Source organism: Hydrogenophaga sp. L76 (genome assembly GCF_057654755.1).
Genome location: NZ_CM172807.1, coordinates 2,699,927 through 2,718,091, shown reverse-complemented (window position 1 = coordinate 2,718,091; position 18,165 = coordinate 2,699,927). Strand labels below are relative to the sequence as shown.

The window sequence follows — 18,165 nt, the reverse complement described above, 5'->3', positions numbered from 1 at the left end:
AAGGGGGCGACACCAGCGGTCCGGCGAAGCCGGCCCGGCGGTGTCCACAGGGGGGGCGCGGTCGTACACCTCGGGCGGCGTTTCGCAAGCATGGAGAACTAAAATGGGTGTGTGGCAAACGGTGCTGCAGGGGGATGCGATCAGCCGCAGTGTGGCACTGCTGTTGCTCGTCATGTCGGTGGCCAGCTGGGTGGTGATTCTCTGGAAAAGCTGGATGCTCCGCAGGGCCGTGAAAGATGTGCAGCTGTCCACGGCGGCCTTCTGGCAGGCGGCACACCTGGACGATGCGCAGCAGCGCCTGCAGGCCTTTGACCCGCGACGGCTGGTGTTGCCCCTGCTGCAGGCGGCCCGCACCATTGAACAGGCTGCGCCTCAGACCCTGGCCGCCGCTGGCGACCGGTCCCAGCAGCTCACCCGTGTGCTGCGCGATGCGCTGCACCGGGTTCTGCACCGTCTGCAGTTTGGGCAGGTTCTGCTGGCCACGGTGGGGTCCACCGCACCGTTTGTGGGCCTGCTGGGCACGGTTTGGGGCATCTACCACGCCCTCACGGAAATCGGACTGGATGGCCAGTTCCGGATCGAACAGGTGTCCGGCCCGGTGGGTGAGGCGCTGGTCATGACCGCGGCGGGGCTGGCGGTCGCCATTCCGGCGGTGCTGGCCTACAACGTGCTCGGCCGCCAGGTGGCCCGTATCGAGGCCGACCTGGAGGGCTTCGCCCGCGACCTGCGCGAACTGCTGGCCTACAAGGAGTCCGCGGTATGAGCCAAAAAGCCCCCTCCGGGTCTGAGGTTCAGCCGCGCGGCGGAGCACGTCCGTCATGAGTTTTGGTCGTCTGGAAAAGCCCGCCGGGCACCAGCCCATGAGCGACATCAACGTCACCCCGCTGGTGGACGTGATGCTGGTGCTGCTGGTGATCTTCATCATCACGGCGCCCCTCATGGCCAGCCGTCTGGAGCTGGAACTGCCGCGGACTGCGAATCCGGCCGGGAGTCAGGCGTCTGAGCCTGAGGTCTTTGTTTCACTCGGTGTGGATGCCTCGGGCCAGATGTTCTGGGACGAGCAGCCGGTGGACATGGAGGTGCTGGGTGAGCGCCTGCGAGAAACAGCCCGTCGCGATCCGGCGACCGAGGTGCAACTTCGGTTGGACACGTCCGTGCCATACGGCCAGGTGGCTCGACTCATTGCCATGGCGCAGGCCGCTGGTTTGGCCCGTATCGGGTTTGTGACAGATGCGGATACCGCGAAAGCGCTCGGCTTGCCGGTATCCGGTGCACCCAGGTGATGCTTGAAATTCCACACGGGGCCTGCATGAGGTGTTGCGCCCCGTCGTCATGCCGCATGTCCTGATTGGTGTTGCTCCTGGCGATGCGGTAAGCTTTCGTTACGATTGTGGGTATCGGTGGCGCCACGCCCCCGGCCTCCGGATTGTCATGCGAATTTCACCAACTTGAGGAGTGCGTCAATGAAGCGGGGAGAACATCCATTGGGGCGGCGGGCTTTTGCAAAACTGGCGTTGACCGGTGTTGCGGGGCTCGTTCTGGTTGCCTGCGGTGGCAATGAAGATGGCGATGAGCCAGACAAACAAGGGGCTCGCAACCTGGAAAGCTCGTTCAACGCGATCGGCGCGGGTATGAGCAAAGCCCAGGTGATTGGCATCGTGGGGCAAGCTCCGCATCAAGAGACCAATGGCACTTTGCAGTGGTCCGACTATTCGTATGATTCATCGCAGGGGCTGACTGTGACATTTCAGGTCGTGGGGGGGCAGATCGTGACAGCCAATGTCTATTGGTTTATTCAAGCGGCGGGTACGGTGAGTCGGTCCTTGCGCAAGGATTTCTGATTCGCGTTCCGGGCATGGGCCTGCTGCAGGCCGCGACCGGCTGCGGTGGGGGCATGCAGGAGCGCCTCCATCCCATCCCCTCCCTTCTCTTGGGGCTGGGGATGTGCCTTTGTTGCGGCAAAGGATTCCTTGCTGTTTGCAAGCCCTAAAATCCTCCACTGATGTCGCACCTGTTCTGGTGCGTCGGCCGGGGCCACCGGATAGGGTTCCGCGCCAGCCACTCAAACCAGCCATCAGGCCCCCTGCCTCCCAGTTTCATGCAAGAAAAATACGCCCACAAGGATGTCGAGCGCGCCGCGCACGCCCATTGGAACGCCACCGACGCCTACCGCGTGAGCGAAGACGCAGGCAAGAAGAAGTTCTACGCCTGTTCCATGCTGCCCTACCCCAGCGGCAAGCTGCACATGGGCCATGTGCGCAACTACACCATCAACGACATGCTCACGCGTTACCTGCGCATGAACGGTCACAACGTGCTCATGCCCATGGGCTGGGACGCGTTCGGCCTGCCGGCCGAGAACGCGGCGCTGAAGAATGGCGTGCCGCCGGCGAAGTGGACGTACGAAAACATCGCCTACATGAAGCAGCAGATGCAGGCGATGGGGCTGGCCATCGACTGGTCGCGTGAGGTGGCCACGTGCGACCCCAGTTATTACAAGTGGAACCAGTGGCTGTTCCTGAAGATGCTGGAAAAAGGCATTGCTTACCGCAAGACCCAGATCGTCAACTGGGACCCGGTGGACCAGACCGTTCTGGCCAATGAGCAGGTGATCGACGGCAAGGGCTGGCGCACCGGTGCCACGGTGGAAAAGCGCGAAATCCCCGGCTACTACCTGAACATCACGGCGTACGCCGACGAGTTGCTCGACCATGTGCAGCTGGGCAACCCCAAGGCCACGCTCAACGGCTGGCCCGACAAGGTGCGGCTGATGCAGGAGAACTGGATCGGCAAGAGCGAGGGCGTTCGCTTCGCGTTCCCGCACACGATCAAGGGCATTGACGGCGCGCTGATCGGCGACGGCCGGATGTACGTGTTCACCACGCGGGCCGACACCATCATGGGCGTGACCTTCTGCGCCGTGGCAGCCGAGCACCCGCTGGCCCACCACGCTGCTTTGACCAACCCTGCGCTGGCCGTCTTCATCGAAGAATGCAAGTCCGGCGGCACCACCGAAGCCGAGCTCGCCACGCAGGAAAAGAAAGGCATGGCCACCGGCCTGTTCGTCACGCACCCGCTGACTGGCGCGCAGGTCGAGGTCTGGGTCGGCAACTACGTGCTCATGAGCTACGGTGACGGCGCCGTGATGGGCGTGCCGGCGCACGATGAGCGCGACTTCGCGTTTGCGCTGAAGTACCGGTTGCCGATCAAGCAGGTGATTGCGGTGGACGGTGAGACGTTCTCCAACGAAGTCTGGGCCGACAGCTACGCCGACAAGCAACGCGGCGTGTGCGTCAACTCCGGCGTGCTCGATGGCCTGTCCCAGAAGGCCTCCGTGGACAAGGTCGCCGAGCTGCTGGCCGCCCAGGGTTTGGGCGAGAAGAAGACCACCTTCCGCCTGCGCGACTGGGGTGTGAGTCGCCAGCGCTACTGGGGCACACCCATTCCCATCATCCACTGTGACGAACACGGCGCGGTGCCGGTGCCTGAGCAAGACCTGCCGGTGGTGCTGCCGCAGGACTGCATACCCGACGGCTCGGGCAACCCGCTGCACAAGCACGAAGGCTTCCACGCTGGCGTGGTCTGCCCGGTGTGCGGCAAAGCGGCGCGTCGCGAGACCGACACCATGGACACTTTCGTGGATTCGTCCTGGTACTTCATGCGCTATTGCGATCCCACCAACAGCGAGAAGATGGTCGCCGAAGGCGCCGACTACTGGATGCCGATGGACCAGTACATCGGCGGCATCGAACACGCCATCCTGCACCTGCTGTACGCGCGCTTCTGGACCAAGGTCATGCGCGACCTCGGCCTCGTGAAGATCGACGAGCCCTTCGGCAAGCTGCTCACGCAGGGCATGGTGCTCAACCACATCTACTCCCGGCGCACCGAAAAGGGTGGCAAGGACTACTTCTGGCCGCAGGACGTGGAACACGTGTTTGACGAGGCCGGCAAGGTCATCGGCGCCAAGCTGATCAAGGCCGTGGGCGACCTGCCTGTGGGCACGGCGATCGACTACGAGGGCGTGGGCACCATGTCCAAGTCCAAGAACAACGGTGTCGATCCGCAGGATCTGATCGAGAAGTACGGCGCCGACACCGCGCGCCTGTACACCATGTTCACCGCGCCGCCCGAGGCCACGCTGGAGTGGAACGACGCGGCGGTGGAAGGCAGCTACCGCTTCCTGCGTCGTGTCTGGGGCTTCGGCAACAAGCTCTCGGCCACGGCGGACCTGGGCGCGCTGGCCACCAGCGTGGGCAAGCAATCGCTCTCCAAGGCGGCCAAGGCGCTGCGCCTGGAAGTGCACACCGTGCTCAAGCAGGTGGACTACGACTACCAGCGCATGCAATACAACACCGTCGTCTCGGGTGCGATGAAGATGCTCAACGCGCTCGACGACTTCAAACCCGATGGCTCGGCCGGTGACAACGCCGCGCTGGCCGAAGGCTTCGGCATCCTGTTGCGCTGCATCTACCCCGCTACGCCGCACATCGCACACAGCCTCTGGACCGGACTCGGCTACGCCGCCGCTGCCGGTGATTTGCTTGACGCCCCTTGGCCGCAGGCCGATGAGGCTGCCCTGCAGCGCGACGAGATCGAACTGATGCTGCAGATCAACGGCAAGCTGCGTGGCAGCGTGACCGTGCCGGCCAGTGCCGACAAGGCCGCCATCGAAGCGGCAGCGTTGGCGAGCGACGCGTTCCAGAAACAAGCCAATGGCGCTGCCCCGAAAAAGGTGGTGGTGGTGCCGGGCCGGCTGGTCAACGTGGTGGTATAAAACCCTGCGCCATGAATCCTATTTCAAATACCTCTGTCATGAACCCTCGCCCTGCATCACGGTCACCCGATCTGCCTGCCGTTGTGCCCCGGCGTGCCGTGTGGACCGCATTGGCCGGGGCCGGACTCTTTGTGATGGCCGGGGGGCTGGGTGGCTGCGGTTTTGCGTTGCGCCAGGCGCCCAACTTCGCGTTTTCCTCGCTGCGGGTGGCCGTTTATGTGGGTACTCCGGTCTCCCGGGCCCTGCAGCGTGAGTTGGCTGCCTCTGGCATTCAGGTGGTGAACACGGCAGCGGTCGCCGGCCAGCCCCCGGTCCAGGTGGTGCTGGAGGTCTTGTTGGATCAGCGCGAGCGCGCGGTGGTGGGGCAGACCGCTTCGGGGCAGATCCGCGAACTGCAGTTGCGAACCCGGTTCCGCTACCGGTTGAGCACCCCGAGCGGCAAACGCCTGATCGAAGAAACCGAGATGCTGCTGGAGCGCGACATCAGCTTCACCGAAACCGGGGCTCTGGCCAAGGCGGCCGAAGAGCAGCTGATGTTCAACGACATGCAGGGGGATATCGTGCAGCAGGTCATGCGCCGCCTGGCGGCGGTGAAGTCGCTGTAAGGGCGCCATGCAGGTTCCTGCGACGCAGCTCGCCAGCCAGCTGCAGCGAGGGCTCAAGGGCCTGTACACCCTGCATGGCGACGAGCCGCTGCTGATACAGGAAGCGGCTGATGCGATCCGCGCTGCCGCACGTGAGCAGGGCTTCACCGAACGCACCGTGCACACGGTGGCCGGTGCGCACTTTGACTGGGGCGAGGTACTGGCCAGCGGCGGCTCCATGAGCCTGTTTGCCGACAGGCAGCTGATCGAAATCCGCGTGCCCTCGGGCAAGCCGGGCAAGGACGGTTCACAGGTGTTGCAGCAGATGGCCGAGGCCGCACGGGACAACGACAGCACGCTCACGCTGGTGAGCCTGCCCCGGCTGGATGCCGCCACCCTGAAAGGCGCCTGGTTTGCTGCGCTGGACAGTTTCGGCGTGACGGTCAAGGTGGACCCGGTCGAGCGCCAGGCGCTGCCAGCCTGGATCGCGCAGCGCCTGCAGCAGCAGGGTCAGCGCGTGGCCGCAGGGGAAGAGGGTCAGCGCACGCTGCAGTTTTTTGCTGACCGGGTCGAGGGCAACCTCTTGGCCGCGCACCAGGAAATCCAGAAGCTCGGCCTGCTGCATCCGGCCGGCGAGCTGTCGCTGGAGCAGGTCGAAAACGCGGTGCTCAACGTGGCGCGCTACACCCCGTTCAAACTCGCCGAGGCGGTGCTGGGCGGTCAGGTGCTGCGTGTGCAGCGCATGCTCGATGGGCTGCAGGCTGAGGGCGAGGCCGCGGTGCTGGTGCACTGGGCGTTGGCGGAAGACATCCGCACGCTCAACCGGGTCCGCGGCGCGATGGACGCGGGCCGCCCGTTGCCCATGGCCCTGCGTGAAAACCGTGTCTGGGGCGTGAAGGAAAAGCTGATGGAGCGCGTGCTGCCGCTGCTCAAACCGGCTACGTTGGCCCAGTGGCTGCAGGACGCGCACACGGTGGATGGCATTGTCAAGGGACTCAAGCAGTCCGACTGGCCCGCGGATCCCTGGGGGGCTTTGAACCGCATGGCCTTGCGGGTCGCGCAGGCCTGCGCGCTGAAATAGCCCTCCTTTCCCAGGGGACCACGCCTTTGGCTCGGCGAAGCCGTTTCCTCGTCGCTGGTTCGAACTCGGACAGTGGTGGGCACATGGTGTAGGGCATGGTGCGAAAATCGCACCATGAACGCGACCAACACCACCGAACTCATGAACACCCTGGGGCTGCAGGCCAAGGCGGCCTCGGCGCTCATGGCCAAGGCCAGTGCGGCGACCAAACTCAAGGCCCTTCGAGGCCTGGCCGCGCTGTTGCGGGCCAACGTGGCACTGCTGCAGGTGGAAAACGCGAAAGACCTGGATCGCGCCCGCGCCGCCGGCCTGGCCGAGCCGATGGTGGACCGTCTCAAGCTCACGCCCAAAGTCATCGAAACCTGTGCCGAAGGCTGTGAGCAGCTCGCGGCCATGGCCGACATCATCGGTGAAATCTCGGGCCTGAAACAGATGCCCAGTGGCATCCGCGTCGGCCAGATGCGGGTGCCGATCGGCGTGTTCGGCATGATCTATGAGAGCCGCCCGAACGTGACCATCGAGGCCGCCAGCCTGTCGATCAAGAGTGGCAACGCCTGCATCCTGCGTGGCGGCTCGGAAGCCATTGACTCCAACCGCGCCCTGGCTTCGCTGGTGCAGCAGGCGCTGGCCGCCGCCGGCCTGCCGACCGACGCGGTGCAGCTCGTGCCCACCACCGACCGCGCCGCCGTCGGCCAGCTCATCACCATGCCGCAGTACGTGGATGTGATCATCCCGCGCGGCGGCAAGGGCCTGATCGAGCGCATCAGCGCCGAGGCCAAGGTGCCGGTGATCAAGCACCTGGACGGCAACTGCCACACCTACGTGGACGACCCTTGCGACATCGTCATGGCGGTGACGGTGGCCGACAACGCCAAGACGCAGAAGTACAGCCCCTGCAACGCCACCGAGAGCCTGCTGGTGGCGCGCGCCGTGGCGGCAGATTTCCTGCCGAAGATCGGCGCCATCTACGCCGCCAAAGGGGTGGAGATGCGTGGCTGCGCCGAGTCGAAGGCGATCCTGGCTGCGGTCCCGGGTGCGACCGTGACGACTGCGTCCGAAGCCGACTGGTCCGAGGAATACCTCGCACCGGTGATCAGCATCAAGGTCGTCGAAGGGGTGGACGAAGCCATCGCGCACATCAACAAATACTCCAGCCACCACACCGACGCCATCCTCACCACCGACCACGTGCACGCCCAGCGCTTCCTGCGCGAGGTGGATTCAGCCAGCGTCATGGTGAATGCGAGCACCCGCTTCGCAGACGGATTCGAGTTCGGACTGGGAGCCGAAATCGGCATCAGCACCGACAAATTCCACGCCCGTGGTCCGGTGGGCGTCGAGGGCCTCACGTCCCTGAAATATGTGGTGCTCGGTGAGGGTGAAACAAGGAACTGATCTTCCACGCCGCCTTCGGCGCCTCCCCCTGTGAGGGAGCGACACCCGCCGTCCGGTCGATCCGGCCCGGCGGTGCTCCTGGACGGAACATCTCCTGGCGCGGCGTATTTGCGGTAATTCTGAATTTCGGTCGCACCTGCCTTGCAGGTGCACCGATTGCCCCCATTTCTGCCTTTCGACCGCAACTTCCGCTCCCTACAATGGGCTAGGAAGTTCCCACAAAAAGGCACCCATGGTCCCGCATCTTGTTACCGCCCTGACCGGCCCCATCAACGAACTCGAGCAGCGCATCCTCGAATCCACGCCGGTGATCGAGCGCTGGTTCCGGCTGGAGTGGATGGAGCACACGCCGCCGTTCTACAGCTCGGTGGATGTGCGCAACGCGGGCTTCAAGCTGGCGCCGGTGGACACCAACCTCTACCCCGGCGGCTGGAACCACCTCACGCCCGAGATGTTGCCGCTGGCGGTGCAGGCCGCCATGGCCGCCATCGAAAAGATCTGCCCCGAGGCCAAGAACCTGCTGCTGGTGCCCGAGAACAGCACCGACGTGTTTTACCTGAGCAACCTGCGGCAACTGCAGCGCATCTTTTACCAGGCCGGCCTCAATGTGCGTCTCGGTTCCTTGTCCAACGACATCACCGCCCCCACCACGATCGACCTGCCGGGTGGGGAGTCGGTCACGCTGGAGCCGCTCATCCGCAGCCGGCGCCGCCTGGGCCTCAAGCATTTCGACCCCTGCACCATCCTGCTCAACAACGACCTGAGCGCCGGTGTGCCCGGCATCCTGGAAGACCTGCACGAGCAGTACCTGCTGCCGCCGCTGCACGCGGGCTGGGGCACACGCCGCAAGAGCCACCACTTCAAGGCGTATGAAGAGGTGTCCAAGCGCTTCGGCAAGCTGCTGGGCATGGACCACTGGCTCATCAACCCGATGTTCAACCAGTGCGGCCAGGTCAATTTTGCCGAAGAGCACGGACTGGAATGCCTGCGCACCAACGCCGACGCGCTGCTCGGCAAGATCCGCCGCAAGTACAAGGAATACGGCATCAACGAAAAGCCGTTCGTCGTGATCAAGGCCGACAACGGAACCGGTGGCATGGGCATCCTCACCGTGCGCGATGCCAAGGACATCGATGCCCTGTCGGTGGGCACGCGCGAGCGCATGGCCACGGTCCAGGCCGGCCAGCCGGTTCACGAGGTCATCATCCAGGAAGGCGTGCTCACCAACGAGCGCATCAACGCGGCGGTGGCCGAACCCGTGGTCTACATGATGGACCGCTATGTGGTGGGTGGCTTCTACCGGGTGCATGCCCAGCGCGGGGTGGACGAGAACCTCAACGCACCGGGCTCCAGCTTCGTTCCGTTGGCCTTCGAGCAAAGCGCGCAGCTGCCGCAACCGGGTGTGAAGCCGGGTGCCAGCGTTCCCAACCGCTTCTACATGTACGGCGTGATCGGCCGCCTGGCCATGCTGGCCGCGAGTTACGAGCTGGAAGCCACCGACCCGAACGCTGAAATATACGAATGACCCCCGCGCCGCGCTTGCAGCGCGTGCCTTGCCGGCCGCGTCATCGTCGGAGCCGATGACCCTTCGTCCCGTCCCAGCCTGCGCAGGCAGGCTGGGAGCCGCGGTCCTCAGCCCCCTGAAAGGGGGCGATGCGAGTGGCCCGGCGAAGCCGGTTCCACCGCATCCTGGTGACAGGCACGCCGCTCCGACTGAAGCTGGGTTTTGCGATGTAGTGGGTGGGAACCTCGGTCGTCAACGAGGTTGCTGCATTGCAACATTCTTCACGCCTTGGCCATTTCAGCCAGATTCCCCTCTGGCGGCCTGCGGGCCCTGAGCGCAGAATCGCCCCCATCCTGACAGCCGAACCCGGGCCGACAAGTCCCGGGTATTTTTGTGTCCAGCAACAAATCTTCGCTCACCGCGCTCACCCTGGGGGCCATCGGTGTGGTGTATGGCGATATCGGCACCAGCGTGCTGTACGCCATCAAGGAAATCTTCGGGTCGGGCCACGTTCCTTTCACCCACGCAAACGTCTATGGCGTGCTGTCGATCGTCTTCTGGACCCTGACCGTCATCGTTTCGCTGAAGTACGTGGTGCTGGTGCTGCGGGCCGACAACGCGGGCGAGGGCGGCCTGATCGCCATGCTGGCGCTGGCGTCGCAGGCGGTGAAGGACAAACCGGAACTGCGCAAATGGCTGCTGGTCATCGGCATTTTCGGCACCTCGCTGTTTTATGGCGATGGCGTGATCACGCCCGCGATCTCGGTGCTCTCGGCGGTCGAGGGCCTGGAGGTGATTTCCCCGGCGTTCAAGCAGTATGTGGTGCCGATCACGCTGGTGGTGCTGTTCGGCCTGTTCTTCGTGCAAAAGCGCGGCACTGGTGGCATCGGCAAGTTCTTTGGGCCGATCACCGTGTTGTGGTTCGTGGCGATCGCGGTGCTGGGTGTGTCGCACATCGTCGGCCACCCCGAAATACTCGCGGCACTGAGCCCGCACCACGCACTGCGCTTCATGTGGCAGCAGCCGGGCACCACCTTCATCATCCTCGGCGCGGTGGTGCTGTGCGTGACCGGCGGCGAAGCGCTCTACGCCGACCTGGGGCATTTCGGCAAGAAGCCGATCCGCGTGGCCTGGTTCGCCATCGTCATGCCCTGCCTGACGCTGAACTACTTCGGCCAGGGCGCGCTGCTGCTGGCCGCTCCCGAAGCGGTGAAAAACCCGTTCTTCAACATGGCGCCCGACTGGGCGCTGCTGCCCCTGGTGGGGCTGGCCACCATGGCCACGGTGATCGCCTCCCAGGCGCTGATCTCCGGCGCCTTCAGCGTGACCAAGCAGGCGGTGCAGCTCGGTTACCTGCCGCGCCTGAACCTGCAGCACACCAGCGTGCACGACACCGGCCAGATCTACCTGCCCCTCGTCAACTGGGGCCTGTTTGCCGCCATCGTGCTGGCGGTGGTGATGTTCAAGTCCTCCACCAACCTGGCCGCGGCCTACGGCATCGCCGTGACGCTGGACATGCTGATCACCACCGTACTGACCTTCTTCGTGATCCGCTACGGCTGGAAATACCCGCTGTGGCTGTGCCTGATGGCCACCGGCTTCTTCTTCATGGTCGATCTGGCCTTCTTCAGCTCCAACCTGCTCAAGCTGTTCGCCGGCGGCTGGTTCCCGCTGCTGATTGGTGGTGTGGTGTTCGCACTCATGATGACCTGGAAGCAGGGCCGTGCCCTGATGGCGGCCAAGCAGCAGGCCGAATCGCTGGACCTCGACAGCTTTCTGGAAGCGGTGTTCATGGCCCCGCCGTTGCGGGTGGAAGGCACGGCCGTGTTCCTGACGGCCGATACCGGCACCGTGCCCAATGCGCTGCTGCACAACCTCAAGCACAACAAGGTGCTGCACGAGCAGAACCTGTTCGTCACCGTGCGCAGCCACGAGGTGCCCTGGATCGCTCTGGACAAGCGGCTGGAAGTCGAGCCGCTGGGGCACGACTGCTGGCAGGTGGTGATCCACTACGGTTTCAAGGACGACCCGGATGTGCCCAAGGCGCTGCGGCTCATGAGTGCCCGAGGCTGCGAGCTGGAGCCCATGACCACCAGCTATTTCCTCTCGCGCGACCTGGTTGTGCCCACGCTGGGCAGCGGCATGGCGCCCTGGCGCGAAAAGATCTTCGCCCAGATGCACCACAACGCGGGCGCTGCGGCCGAGTTCCTGAACCTGCCGAGCAACGCGGTGATCGAGCTCGGGTCCAAGATCGAGATCTGAACTCTGCGGTTTTAGGCCGCTGCATCGCGGGATCGCGGCGCCGGCATGCCCTGCGCCGCTCATGTCCCCCGAGGCCGCGTTGCGGCCTCTCCTCCTTGACTTCGCTTTGCAGGACATGCCGCCGCCCCGATCGGTCGGCGTGGTGGTGCGCCACCGGGCAAACGCCGTTGCACATCCCAGCGTCACAATTGCCGCATGTCGTTCTTCCGTGATCTCAACCTATCGGCCGCCACGGCCGGTTTCGTGGCGGTGCTGGTGGGTTTCACCGGTTCGGTGGCCACCGTTTTCCAGGCCGCACAGGCCTTTGGCGCCACGCCCGAACTCATCACTCGTGGATGTGGGCGCTCGGTCTGGGCCTGGGGCTGTGCTCGGCCATTCCCTCGCTCCTCTGGAAGCAGCCGGTGATGGTGGCCTGGAGCAAGCCCGGCGCGGCCGTGCTGGCCACAGCCGGGTTGGCGGGCGGCTTCACCATGCCGCAGGCTGTCGGCGCCTTCATGGCCTCCGCCGTGCTGATCGCGCTCGCGGGCGCCTCCGGCTGGTTCGAGCGCATCATGAACCGCATCCCCATGGCCCTCGCCTCGGCGCTGCCGCTGTTCATCGTCACCATGGCCTCGCAGAACCTGCCGGGCGTGGTGGCCATCCGCGCGGCGGGCTACGACATGCCGATCTCGAAGATCATCACCATGACCGGCGTGGTCACGCTGGTGCTCGCGCCCTTCGGTGCCTTTGCGCTCAACCTGAGCGCCATCACCGCCGCCGTCACCGGTCTGCTGATCGCGTTCCCGAAAGAGCTGGTGCTGGCGATCGCCGGTCTGGCGTTGCTGGGCAGCATCGGTGGCGGCCTGCACGCCGCGCTGCGCGAAGACAGCCACCGCGAAGCCGCGCTCATCACCTTCCTTGTCACCCTCAGCGGGGTGGTCATTGCCGGCATCGGCTCGGCCTTCTGGGGCGTGGTCGCCGGCGCGATCGCGCTGTTTGTGCAACAGTACAGGGCTCAGAAAACCGACACACCATGAACATCCTCTTCGTCGCCGATCCCATCGAGTCCTTCAAGATCTACAAGGACACCACCTTTGCCATGATGCGCGAGCTGCAAAAGCGCGGCCACCGGGTGGCCAGCACCGAACCGCGTTTCATGAGCTGGCGCAGCGGCCAGCCGGTGATCGCCCAGGTGCGCCACCTGCAGCTCACCAGCCACGCCGACGACTGGTACACCGTGACCAGCGAGGCGCTGGAGCCTGTGCACAGCTTTGATGCCGTGATCATGCGCAAGGACCCGCCGTTTGACAGCGAGTTCTTCTATGCCACGCATCTGCTGGAACAGGCCGAGCGCGAAGGCGCAAAGGTGTTCAACAGCCCGCGTGCGCTGCGCGATCACCCCGAAAAACTCGCCTTGATGGAGTTCGCGGCCTTCGCGCCGCCGACGCTGGTGACGCGCAACGCCAACGAGCTGCGGGCCTTCCACGCCGAGCACCGCGACATCATTCTGAAACCGCTCGATGGCATGGGTGGCGTGGGCATTTTCCGTGTCGGCGCCGATGGCATGAACCTGGGGTCGATTGTGGAAACCCTCAACGAGGGTGGGGCCACGAGTGTGATGGCGCAGGCCTACCTGCCCGAGATCGCGCTGGGCGACAAGCGCCTGCTGCTGATTGGCGGGCAGGTCGCGCCCTTCGTGCTGGCGCGCATTCCGCAGGGCAACGAGGTGCGCGGCAACCTCGCGGTTGGCGGCAAGGGTGTGGCCCAGCCGCTGTCGGACGAGGACCGTGCCGTGGCCGAAGCCATCGCGCCCGTGCTGGCCGCGCGCGGCCTGCTGCTGGTGGGGCTGGACATGATCGGCAACAAGGTGACCGAGATCAACGTCACCAGCCCGACCTGCTTCCAGGAAATCACCGACCAGACCGGCTTCGACGTGCCGGCGATGTTCGTCGATGCGCTGGAGGCGGCGCTGAGATGAGCCACCCCCGCAGCGCTTCGCGCTACCCCCTCAAGGGGGCGGCACTGGCCGTCCGGCAAAGCCGGCCCGGCGGTGCCCTGGGCGCCACCTTGGCATGCACAGGGATCGCGCTCCGGCGGTCCCAAAAATCGACATGAGCGACATCGAAAAACCCGCAGAGCCGACGAAACAGGCGCGCAACCCGCTGCACGGCCTGACGCTGGAGGCCATCGTCACCGCGCTGGCCGACCACTACGGCTGGGAAGAGCTGGGCCAGCGCATTCCGGTGCGCTGCTTCAACGTGGACCCGAGCGTGGGTTCCAGCCTGCGTTTTCTGCGCAAGACACCCTGGGCGCGCGAGAAGGTCGAGGGTCTGTACCTTTTCATGCTGCGCGAAGAGCGGCGCGCTGGCGGCGGCACGGGTCGCTCCAGAGGCGGTTGAACGCTGCCCCGGTTTGCATCGGGTTCGAAATCCATAGCTGCGCCCCTTGAGTGGGCGTGTGTCGTGGATGCACCACGGCAGGCCATGTTGGAGGGGGCTGGTGGTCCGAATTTGTCAGTCAAAAGAAGTGTTTCTGGTCGACCTCATGGCTTTCCCGCCTTGTTGTGCGCGAACGGGTGCAGTAAAAGCTTGTGTTCAGGGAGCCATACCCATACCGACACACCGCCCGTTCCATGCCCGAAACTTTTGATCTGACCACCGCTGTCTACACCAAGACCGCCGTTGGGCAACAGGAAATCCAGACCCGCTCGCTCGGTTTGTCACCCTTGGTGCGCCGTATCCTGGTGGTGATCGATGGCAAGCGCTCGGGCAGCGAACTCGCCGCCTTTCTGAGCGGCAGCGGCGACATCGAAGAGATCCTGGCCCAGCTGCTGACGCTGGATTGCGTCGAGGCGCAGGTGCGCGCCAAACCCATAGTCTCGCCAGCGCCGGCCGCTGCCGCCGCGGTGCCGACGAATGAGGTGACCGGGTCGTTGTCCAGCGAGATACCGGGCCTGCCGAGTGCCGACTCGCGCAGCGCCAAAGACAACGAGATGGCGCGCAACTTCATGATCAACTCGATCAACTCGATCATTGGTCAGAACATGCGCATTTCGCTGGTGCACGACATCTTTCATGCCGAGACCACCGAGCAGCTGCGCGTGGTCTACCACGCCTGGGCGAGCAGCATGTCCAACCACAGCATGGGTGCCAAGCGCTTGCCCGAGTTGCGGGAGAAGCTGTTCAAGGTGCTCTGAGCGCGCACCGTGGCGCGTACTTCAATGAGCGGCGGTTTTTGAAAAGACGTTGAGCACGGCCACGCCCGCGATGATCAGGCCCATGCCCAGCAGGCCAGCCAGGTCGATCTTCTGGCCATACACCACATAGGCCACCAGCGTGATGAGCACGATGCCCAGGCCCGACCAGATGGCATAGGTCACACCCACCGGTATGGTCCTGAGCACCAGCGAGAGGCAGTAGAACGCCACCGCATAGCCCGCCACCACGACCACCGATGGGCCGAGCCGCGTGAACCCTTCGCTGGCCTTGAGCGCGGTCGTGCCGATGACCTCGGCCACGATTGCGATCCCCAGGGTCAGCCAGGCGGTCAAGCGCTCTTCTCCAGCACGGGCAGGCCGTCCACGAACACCTTGAGCTCGTCGGGCTCGAAGGCGGTCCAGGTTTCGTTGTGGGTGAGGGGCGTGGTGACGATCACCGCTGCCCGGTCACCGGGGTGGTTGAGTTCGGCAAAGTTGACGGTCCAGTCGCGGTCCATCAGGGTGGCTGGCGCAAACGGGTGCTGGCGCACCAGCCAGTGCAGCCGGGTGCTGCAGTGCGCCCACAGCGCCTCGCCGTTGGAGAGCAGGAAATTGAAGCTGCCGAAGTGGCGCACCTGGGGCACGAGTTCACGCAGGGTGAGCGTGAGCTCTTCGGTGCTGGGCAGGCTGGCGTGGGATTTGGAGAGTTCCTGCATCAGCCAGCAGAACGCGCGTTCGCTGTCGGTGCTGCCGATGGGCTGGAAGTGGCTGTGCAGGTGGGGAAAGTAGTCTTTCAGGTCACCGTTGTGGGCAAACACCCAGTGGCGGCCCCAGAGTTCGCGCGAGAACGGGTGGGCGTTTTCCAGTGCCACCTCGCCGATGGTGGCCTTGCGCACGTGGGCGATGATGTTGCGGCTCTTGAGCGGGTAGTTTTGCAGGAACTCCGCCATCGGCGACCGGGCCGCGCTCTGGTGGTCCACAAACAGCCGAAGGCCGCGACCTTCAAAGAAAGCAATGCCCCAGCCGTCGGCGTGTTCACCGGTGTTGCCTCCGCGCTGGCAGAAGCCGGTGAAGCTGAACGAGGCGTCGGTGGGGGTGGCGCAGTTGAGTCCGAGCAGTTGGCACATTTGGAAGACCCCCCTGCGCCGCTGCGCGGCTTCCCCCCTGGTAGGGGGGACCACGCCCTGTGGCCCGGCAAAGCCGGTTCCACGGCGTGTGCTGGATTGGGGAACCCCCGCTCCGGCGCTGCGCCTCGGTCCGAGGCTTTTTGGTTGAGTGAAGCCTGTATTGTGCGGCGGTCTGCCTGCGGTGGGGCGGGGCCGCTTGCGTCGAGGCGCGCAGGTCCACCGAGTTTTCAGTGTTCAGTCTGCCGGCCGCTTCGCACGCAGCCGCCACGCGGCAACCAGGGCCAGGGCGCAGATCGCCGCCAGCAACCCGAAGGTCTCGTCAAACGCGGCCAGCCGCTCCGGACTGGGGTTGGCCGTGTCGAGCCGGAAGCCGTGGGCGGCGAAGCGCCATTCGAGCACGATGCCACACAGGCTGACGCCCGCGGCACCGCCCAGCATGCGCAGGAAGTTGATCACGCTAGACCCCTGCGGGATGTGGGTGCGCTCCAAACCGCGCATGGCGCCGATGTTGAGCGAGGGCAGGATGAAGCCCAGCCCGATGCGGCCCAGGATCGCCCAGGTCACCAGCAGCGGAATGATGTGGCTGGGGCGGCGCAGGTCGATCGTGAACATGAGGGCGAACGAGGCCGCCAGCAGCACCAGCCCGATGCTCACCAGCCGGTGCGTGGGCTGGCGGTCGGCCAGGCGCCCGACGATGGCGATGGTGATGGCCAGCACCAGGCCTGCCGGCAGCAGGATGCTGCCCACGTAGGACGGCGAAAGCCCCAGCCCCATCTGCATGTAGACCGGCAGCAGGTAGGTGGAGCCGAACAGCGCGATGCCGTAGATGAACGCCACGATGCTGCCCATGGCGAAGCGCCGGTCGGTGAACAGCGAGAGGTTCATCAGCGGGTCGGTGCCCTCGTCGTTCTTCCGTCGACGCTTGAGTGTGCGCCGCTGCAACCACACGAACAACAGCAGGGCCAGCGCCGCGCCGCCCAGCAGGGCGGCGCTGGCGGCCGTGCCACCCTGCAGCTCGACCAGGCCGTTGAGCAGGCACAGCGTGCCCACGGAGGCCAGCAGCAGACCGCGCCAGTCCAGCCCCGAGCCCTGCGGGTTGGCGGCCCCGCCGCCGGGCGCGGTGCCGGGCACGAAGCGCTGCGCGAGCCAGAGCGAAGCGATGCAGAACGGCACCACCATGAAAAAGATCGATCGCCAGCCAAAGCCGTCCACCAGCAGGCCGCCGATGCTGGGGCCGATGGCCGGCGCCAGCACCACGCCCATGCCGAAGACGCCGCTGGCGCGGCCCTGCTCGCTCGGTTCGAAGGCGCGCAGGATGATGATGGCCGGAATGGGCTGCACCACGCCCGCCGCCAGGCCTTCGGCCACGCGCGCGGCGAGCACCAGCGGAAAGTGATTGGCGAATCCTCCGGCCACGCCGCCCGCCAGCAGCAGCCACATGCAGCCCGAGTAGGTGCGCCGGTAGCCGTAGCGCGCCAGCAGCCAGGGAGTGGTCAGCATGGACACGGTCATGGCGGCCATGAAGCCCGAGGTGACCCACTGCGCGCGTTCCTGGCCGAGCGTGAAGTGCTGGCTCATGTCGGGAATCGCCACGTTGATGATGGTCGACGACATGATGGCCGCCATCGTGCCCACCATCACCGAGAGCAGCAGCAGCCAGCGGTAGCGCTCGCCATAGCGTTCGCGCAGCGCGGTGATGGAGTGGTCGGCTGGGGGGGCGCTCATGGGCGCGGCTTGCGGCGACGCTGGGCGTCACGCCACAGGCGCAGCGCCAGCAAGATCAGCGGCACGCTGTGCAAAGCCAGGTCGAAGAGGTCGAGCGGACGGGTGAGCGTGCCCTGCGACAGCATGCGCAGCTTTTCGATCAGGTGCGGCTCGGGCACCACCGGTGCCACGGCCAGCCAGATGGCGATGACCACCAGCCAGACCAACGGGAAGCGGTCCAGCCAGCCCATCACGCGGCGCTCCCGTTGGGGCTTTGACCGGCCTGGAAGGCTGCCAGACAGTTGCCGCAGATGCACGCCTGGCCCCGCGCCGCCTCGGGCAGGCGGTCCAGCAATTCGGCGCTGAAAGTGAACGAGGTGCACCAGCACGGCGCCTGTTCCACGCCGGTGGCGCGCTGGATCTCCATGGCGCAGCGGTTGTCGCCGCCGCAGAGCGGGCAACGGGTCGGGTCGGTGGACAAGATGGTGGTCTGCATGGAAATGGAACAATCTGCTCAGTGTATCGGCCCGGTGCCTGTGGTACTTTCAAACCGTCC

The 18,165-nt window shown here is 65.4% G+C and carries 17 protein-coding genes and 1 pseudogene; 13 read left to right on the top strand and 5 right to left on the bottom strand.

The window, feature by feature from the left end; translation table 11 throughout:
* Positions 1-103 precede the first annotated feature (103 nt).
* The 13 genes and pseudogenes from AC23D4_RS12990 (at position 104) to AC23D4_RS12930 (ending at position 14,778) form a co-directional block, all read left to right on the top strand.
* Positions 104-763, top strand: coding sequence for a MotA/TolQ/ExbB proton channel family protein (locus tag AC23D4_RS12990; protein ID WP_472889916.1), 660 nt, complete (start codon positions 104-106; stop codon positions 761-763).
* Between the two features lie 55 nt (positions 764-818).
* On the top strand, positions 819-1,283 hold the full coding sequence (locus tag AC23D4_RS12985) for an ExbD/TolR family protein (protein WP_472889917.1): 465 nt from the start codon (positions 819-821) through the stop codon (positions 1,281-1,283).
* A gap of 180 nt (positions 1,284-1,463) precedes the next feature.
* On the top strand, positions 1,464-1,841 hold the full coding sequence (locus AC23D4_RS12980) for a hypothetical protein (protein WP_472889918.1): 378 nt from the start codon (positions 1,464-1,466) through the stop codon (positions 1,839-1,841).
* Positions 1,842-2,098: 257 nt separating this feature from the next.
* Entirely contained in the window at positions 2,099-4,777 is a 2,679-nt protein-coding gene (leuS, locus tag AC23D4_RS12975) for a leucine--tRNA ligase (protein ID WP_472889919.1), read from the top strand.
* A gap of 38 nt (positions 4,778-4,815) precedes the next feature.
* Positions 4,816-5,382, top strand: a complete 567-nt coding sequence (locus AC23D4_RS12970) for an LPS-assembly lipoprotein LptE (RefSeq protein WP_472889920.1) — start codon at positions 4,816-4,818, stop codon at positions 5,380-5,382.
* A 7-nt stretch (positions 5,383-5,389) separates the two neighbouring features.
* Positions 5,390-6,442, top strand: coding sequence for a DNA polymerase III subunit delta (gene holA / locus AC23D4_RS12965; RefSeq protein ID WP_472889921.1), 1,053 nt, complete (start codon positions 5,390-5,392; stop codon positions 6,440-6,442).
* A gap of 114 nt (positions 6,443-6,556) precedes the next feature.
* On the top strand, positions 6,557-7,837 hold the full coding sequence (locus AC23D4_RS12960) for a glutamate-5-semialdehyde dehydrogenase (RefSeq protein ID WP_472889922.1): 1,281 nt from the start codon (positions 6,557-6,559) through the stop codon (positions 7,835-7,837).
* Between the two features lie 232 nt (positions 7,838-8,069).
* Positions 8,070-9,362, top strand: coding sequence for a glutamate--cysteine ligase (gshA, locus tag AC23D4_RS12955; protein WP_472889923.1), 1,293 nt, complete (start codon positions 8,070-8,072; stop codon positions 9,360-9,362).
* A gap of 372 nt (positions 9,363-9,734) precedes the next feature.
* Positions 9,735-11,603 carry a potassium transporter Kup gene (locus AC23D4_RS12950; RefSeq protein WP_472889924.1) on the top strand — a complete coding sequence of 623 codons (1,869 nt, stop codon included), beginning with the start codon at positions 9,735-9,737 and terminating at the stop codon, positions 11,601-11,603.
* A 195-nt stretch (positions 11,604-11,798) separates the two neighbouring features.
* Positions 11,799-12,619 (top strand): annotated as a pseudogene (locus AC23D4_RS12945) (benzoate/H(+) symporter BenE family transporter).
* Positions 12,616-13,560 (top strand): glutathione synthase, encoded by a 945-nt coding sequence (gshB, locus tag AC23D4_RS12940; protein ID WP_472889925.1) that lies wholly within the window; start codon positions 12,616-12,618, stop codon positions 13,558-13,560. The pseudogene AC23D4_RS12945 and the gene gshB overlap by 4 nt, the downstream one beginning before the upstream one ends.
* Before the next feature lie 133 nt (positions 13,561-13,693).
* Positions 13,694-13,981: a VF530 family protein gene (locus AC23D4_RS12935; protein ID WP_472889926.1), complete on the top strand. Its 288-nt coding sequence runs from the start codon at positions 13,694-13,696 to the stop codon at positions 13,979-13,981.
* A 233-nt stretch (positions 13,982-14,214) separates the two neighbouring features.
* A complete protein-coding gene (locus AC23D4_RS12930; protein WP_472889927.1) occupies positions 14,215-14,778 on the top strand; it encodes a hypothetical protein in 564 nt (187 codons plus the stop codon).
* 21 nt (positions 14,779-14,799) lie between these two features.
* Here AC23D4_RS12930 and AC23D4_RS12925 read toward each other — a convergent pair whose 3' ends face one another.
* From AC23D4_RS12925 to AC23D4_RS12905, 5 genes are all read right to left on the bottom strand, one after another.
* Entirely contained in the window at positions 14,800-15,132 is a 333-nt protein-coding gene (locus AC23D4_RS12925) for a DMT family transporter (RefSeq protein ID WP_472889928.1), read from the bottom strand.
* Entirely contained in the window at positions 15,129-15,905 is a 777-nt protein-coding gene (locus tag AC23D4_RS12920) for a class II glutamine amidotransferase (RefSeq protein WP_472889929.1), read from the bottom strand. The genes AC23D4_RS12925 and AC23D4_RS12920 overlap by 4 nt, the downstream gene beginning before the upstream one ends.
* Before the next feature lie 234 nt (positions 15,906-16,139).
* Positions 16,140-17,630: a DHA2 family efflux MFS transporter permease subunit gene (locus AC23D4_RS12915; RefSeq protein WP_472889930.1), complete on the bottom strand. Its 1,491-nt coding sequence runs from the start codon at positions 17,628-17,630 to the stop codon at positions 16,140-16,142.
* On the bottom strand, positions 17,627-17,860 hold the full coding sequence (locus tag AC23D4_RS12910; RefSeq protein ID WP_472889931.1) for a hypothetical protein: 234 nt from the start codon (positions 17,858-17,860) through the stop codon (positions 17,627-17,629). Before AC23D4_RS12910 ends, AC23D4_RS12915 begins: the two co-directional genes overlap by 4 nt.
* The gene (locus AC23D4_RS12905) at positions 17,860-18,105 is read right to left on the bottom strand and encodes a cysteine-rich CWC family protein (RefSeq protein ID WP_472889932.1); all 246 of its coding nucleotides are present in this window, start codon (positions 18,103-18,105) and stop codon (positions 17,860-17,862) included. The genes AC23D4_RS12910 and AC23D4_RS12905 overlap by 1 nt, the downstream gene beginning before the upstream one ends.
* Positions 18,106-18,165: the final 60 nt, after the last annotated feature.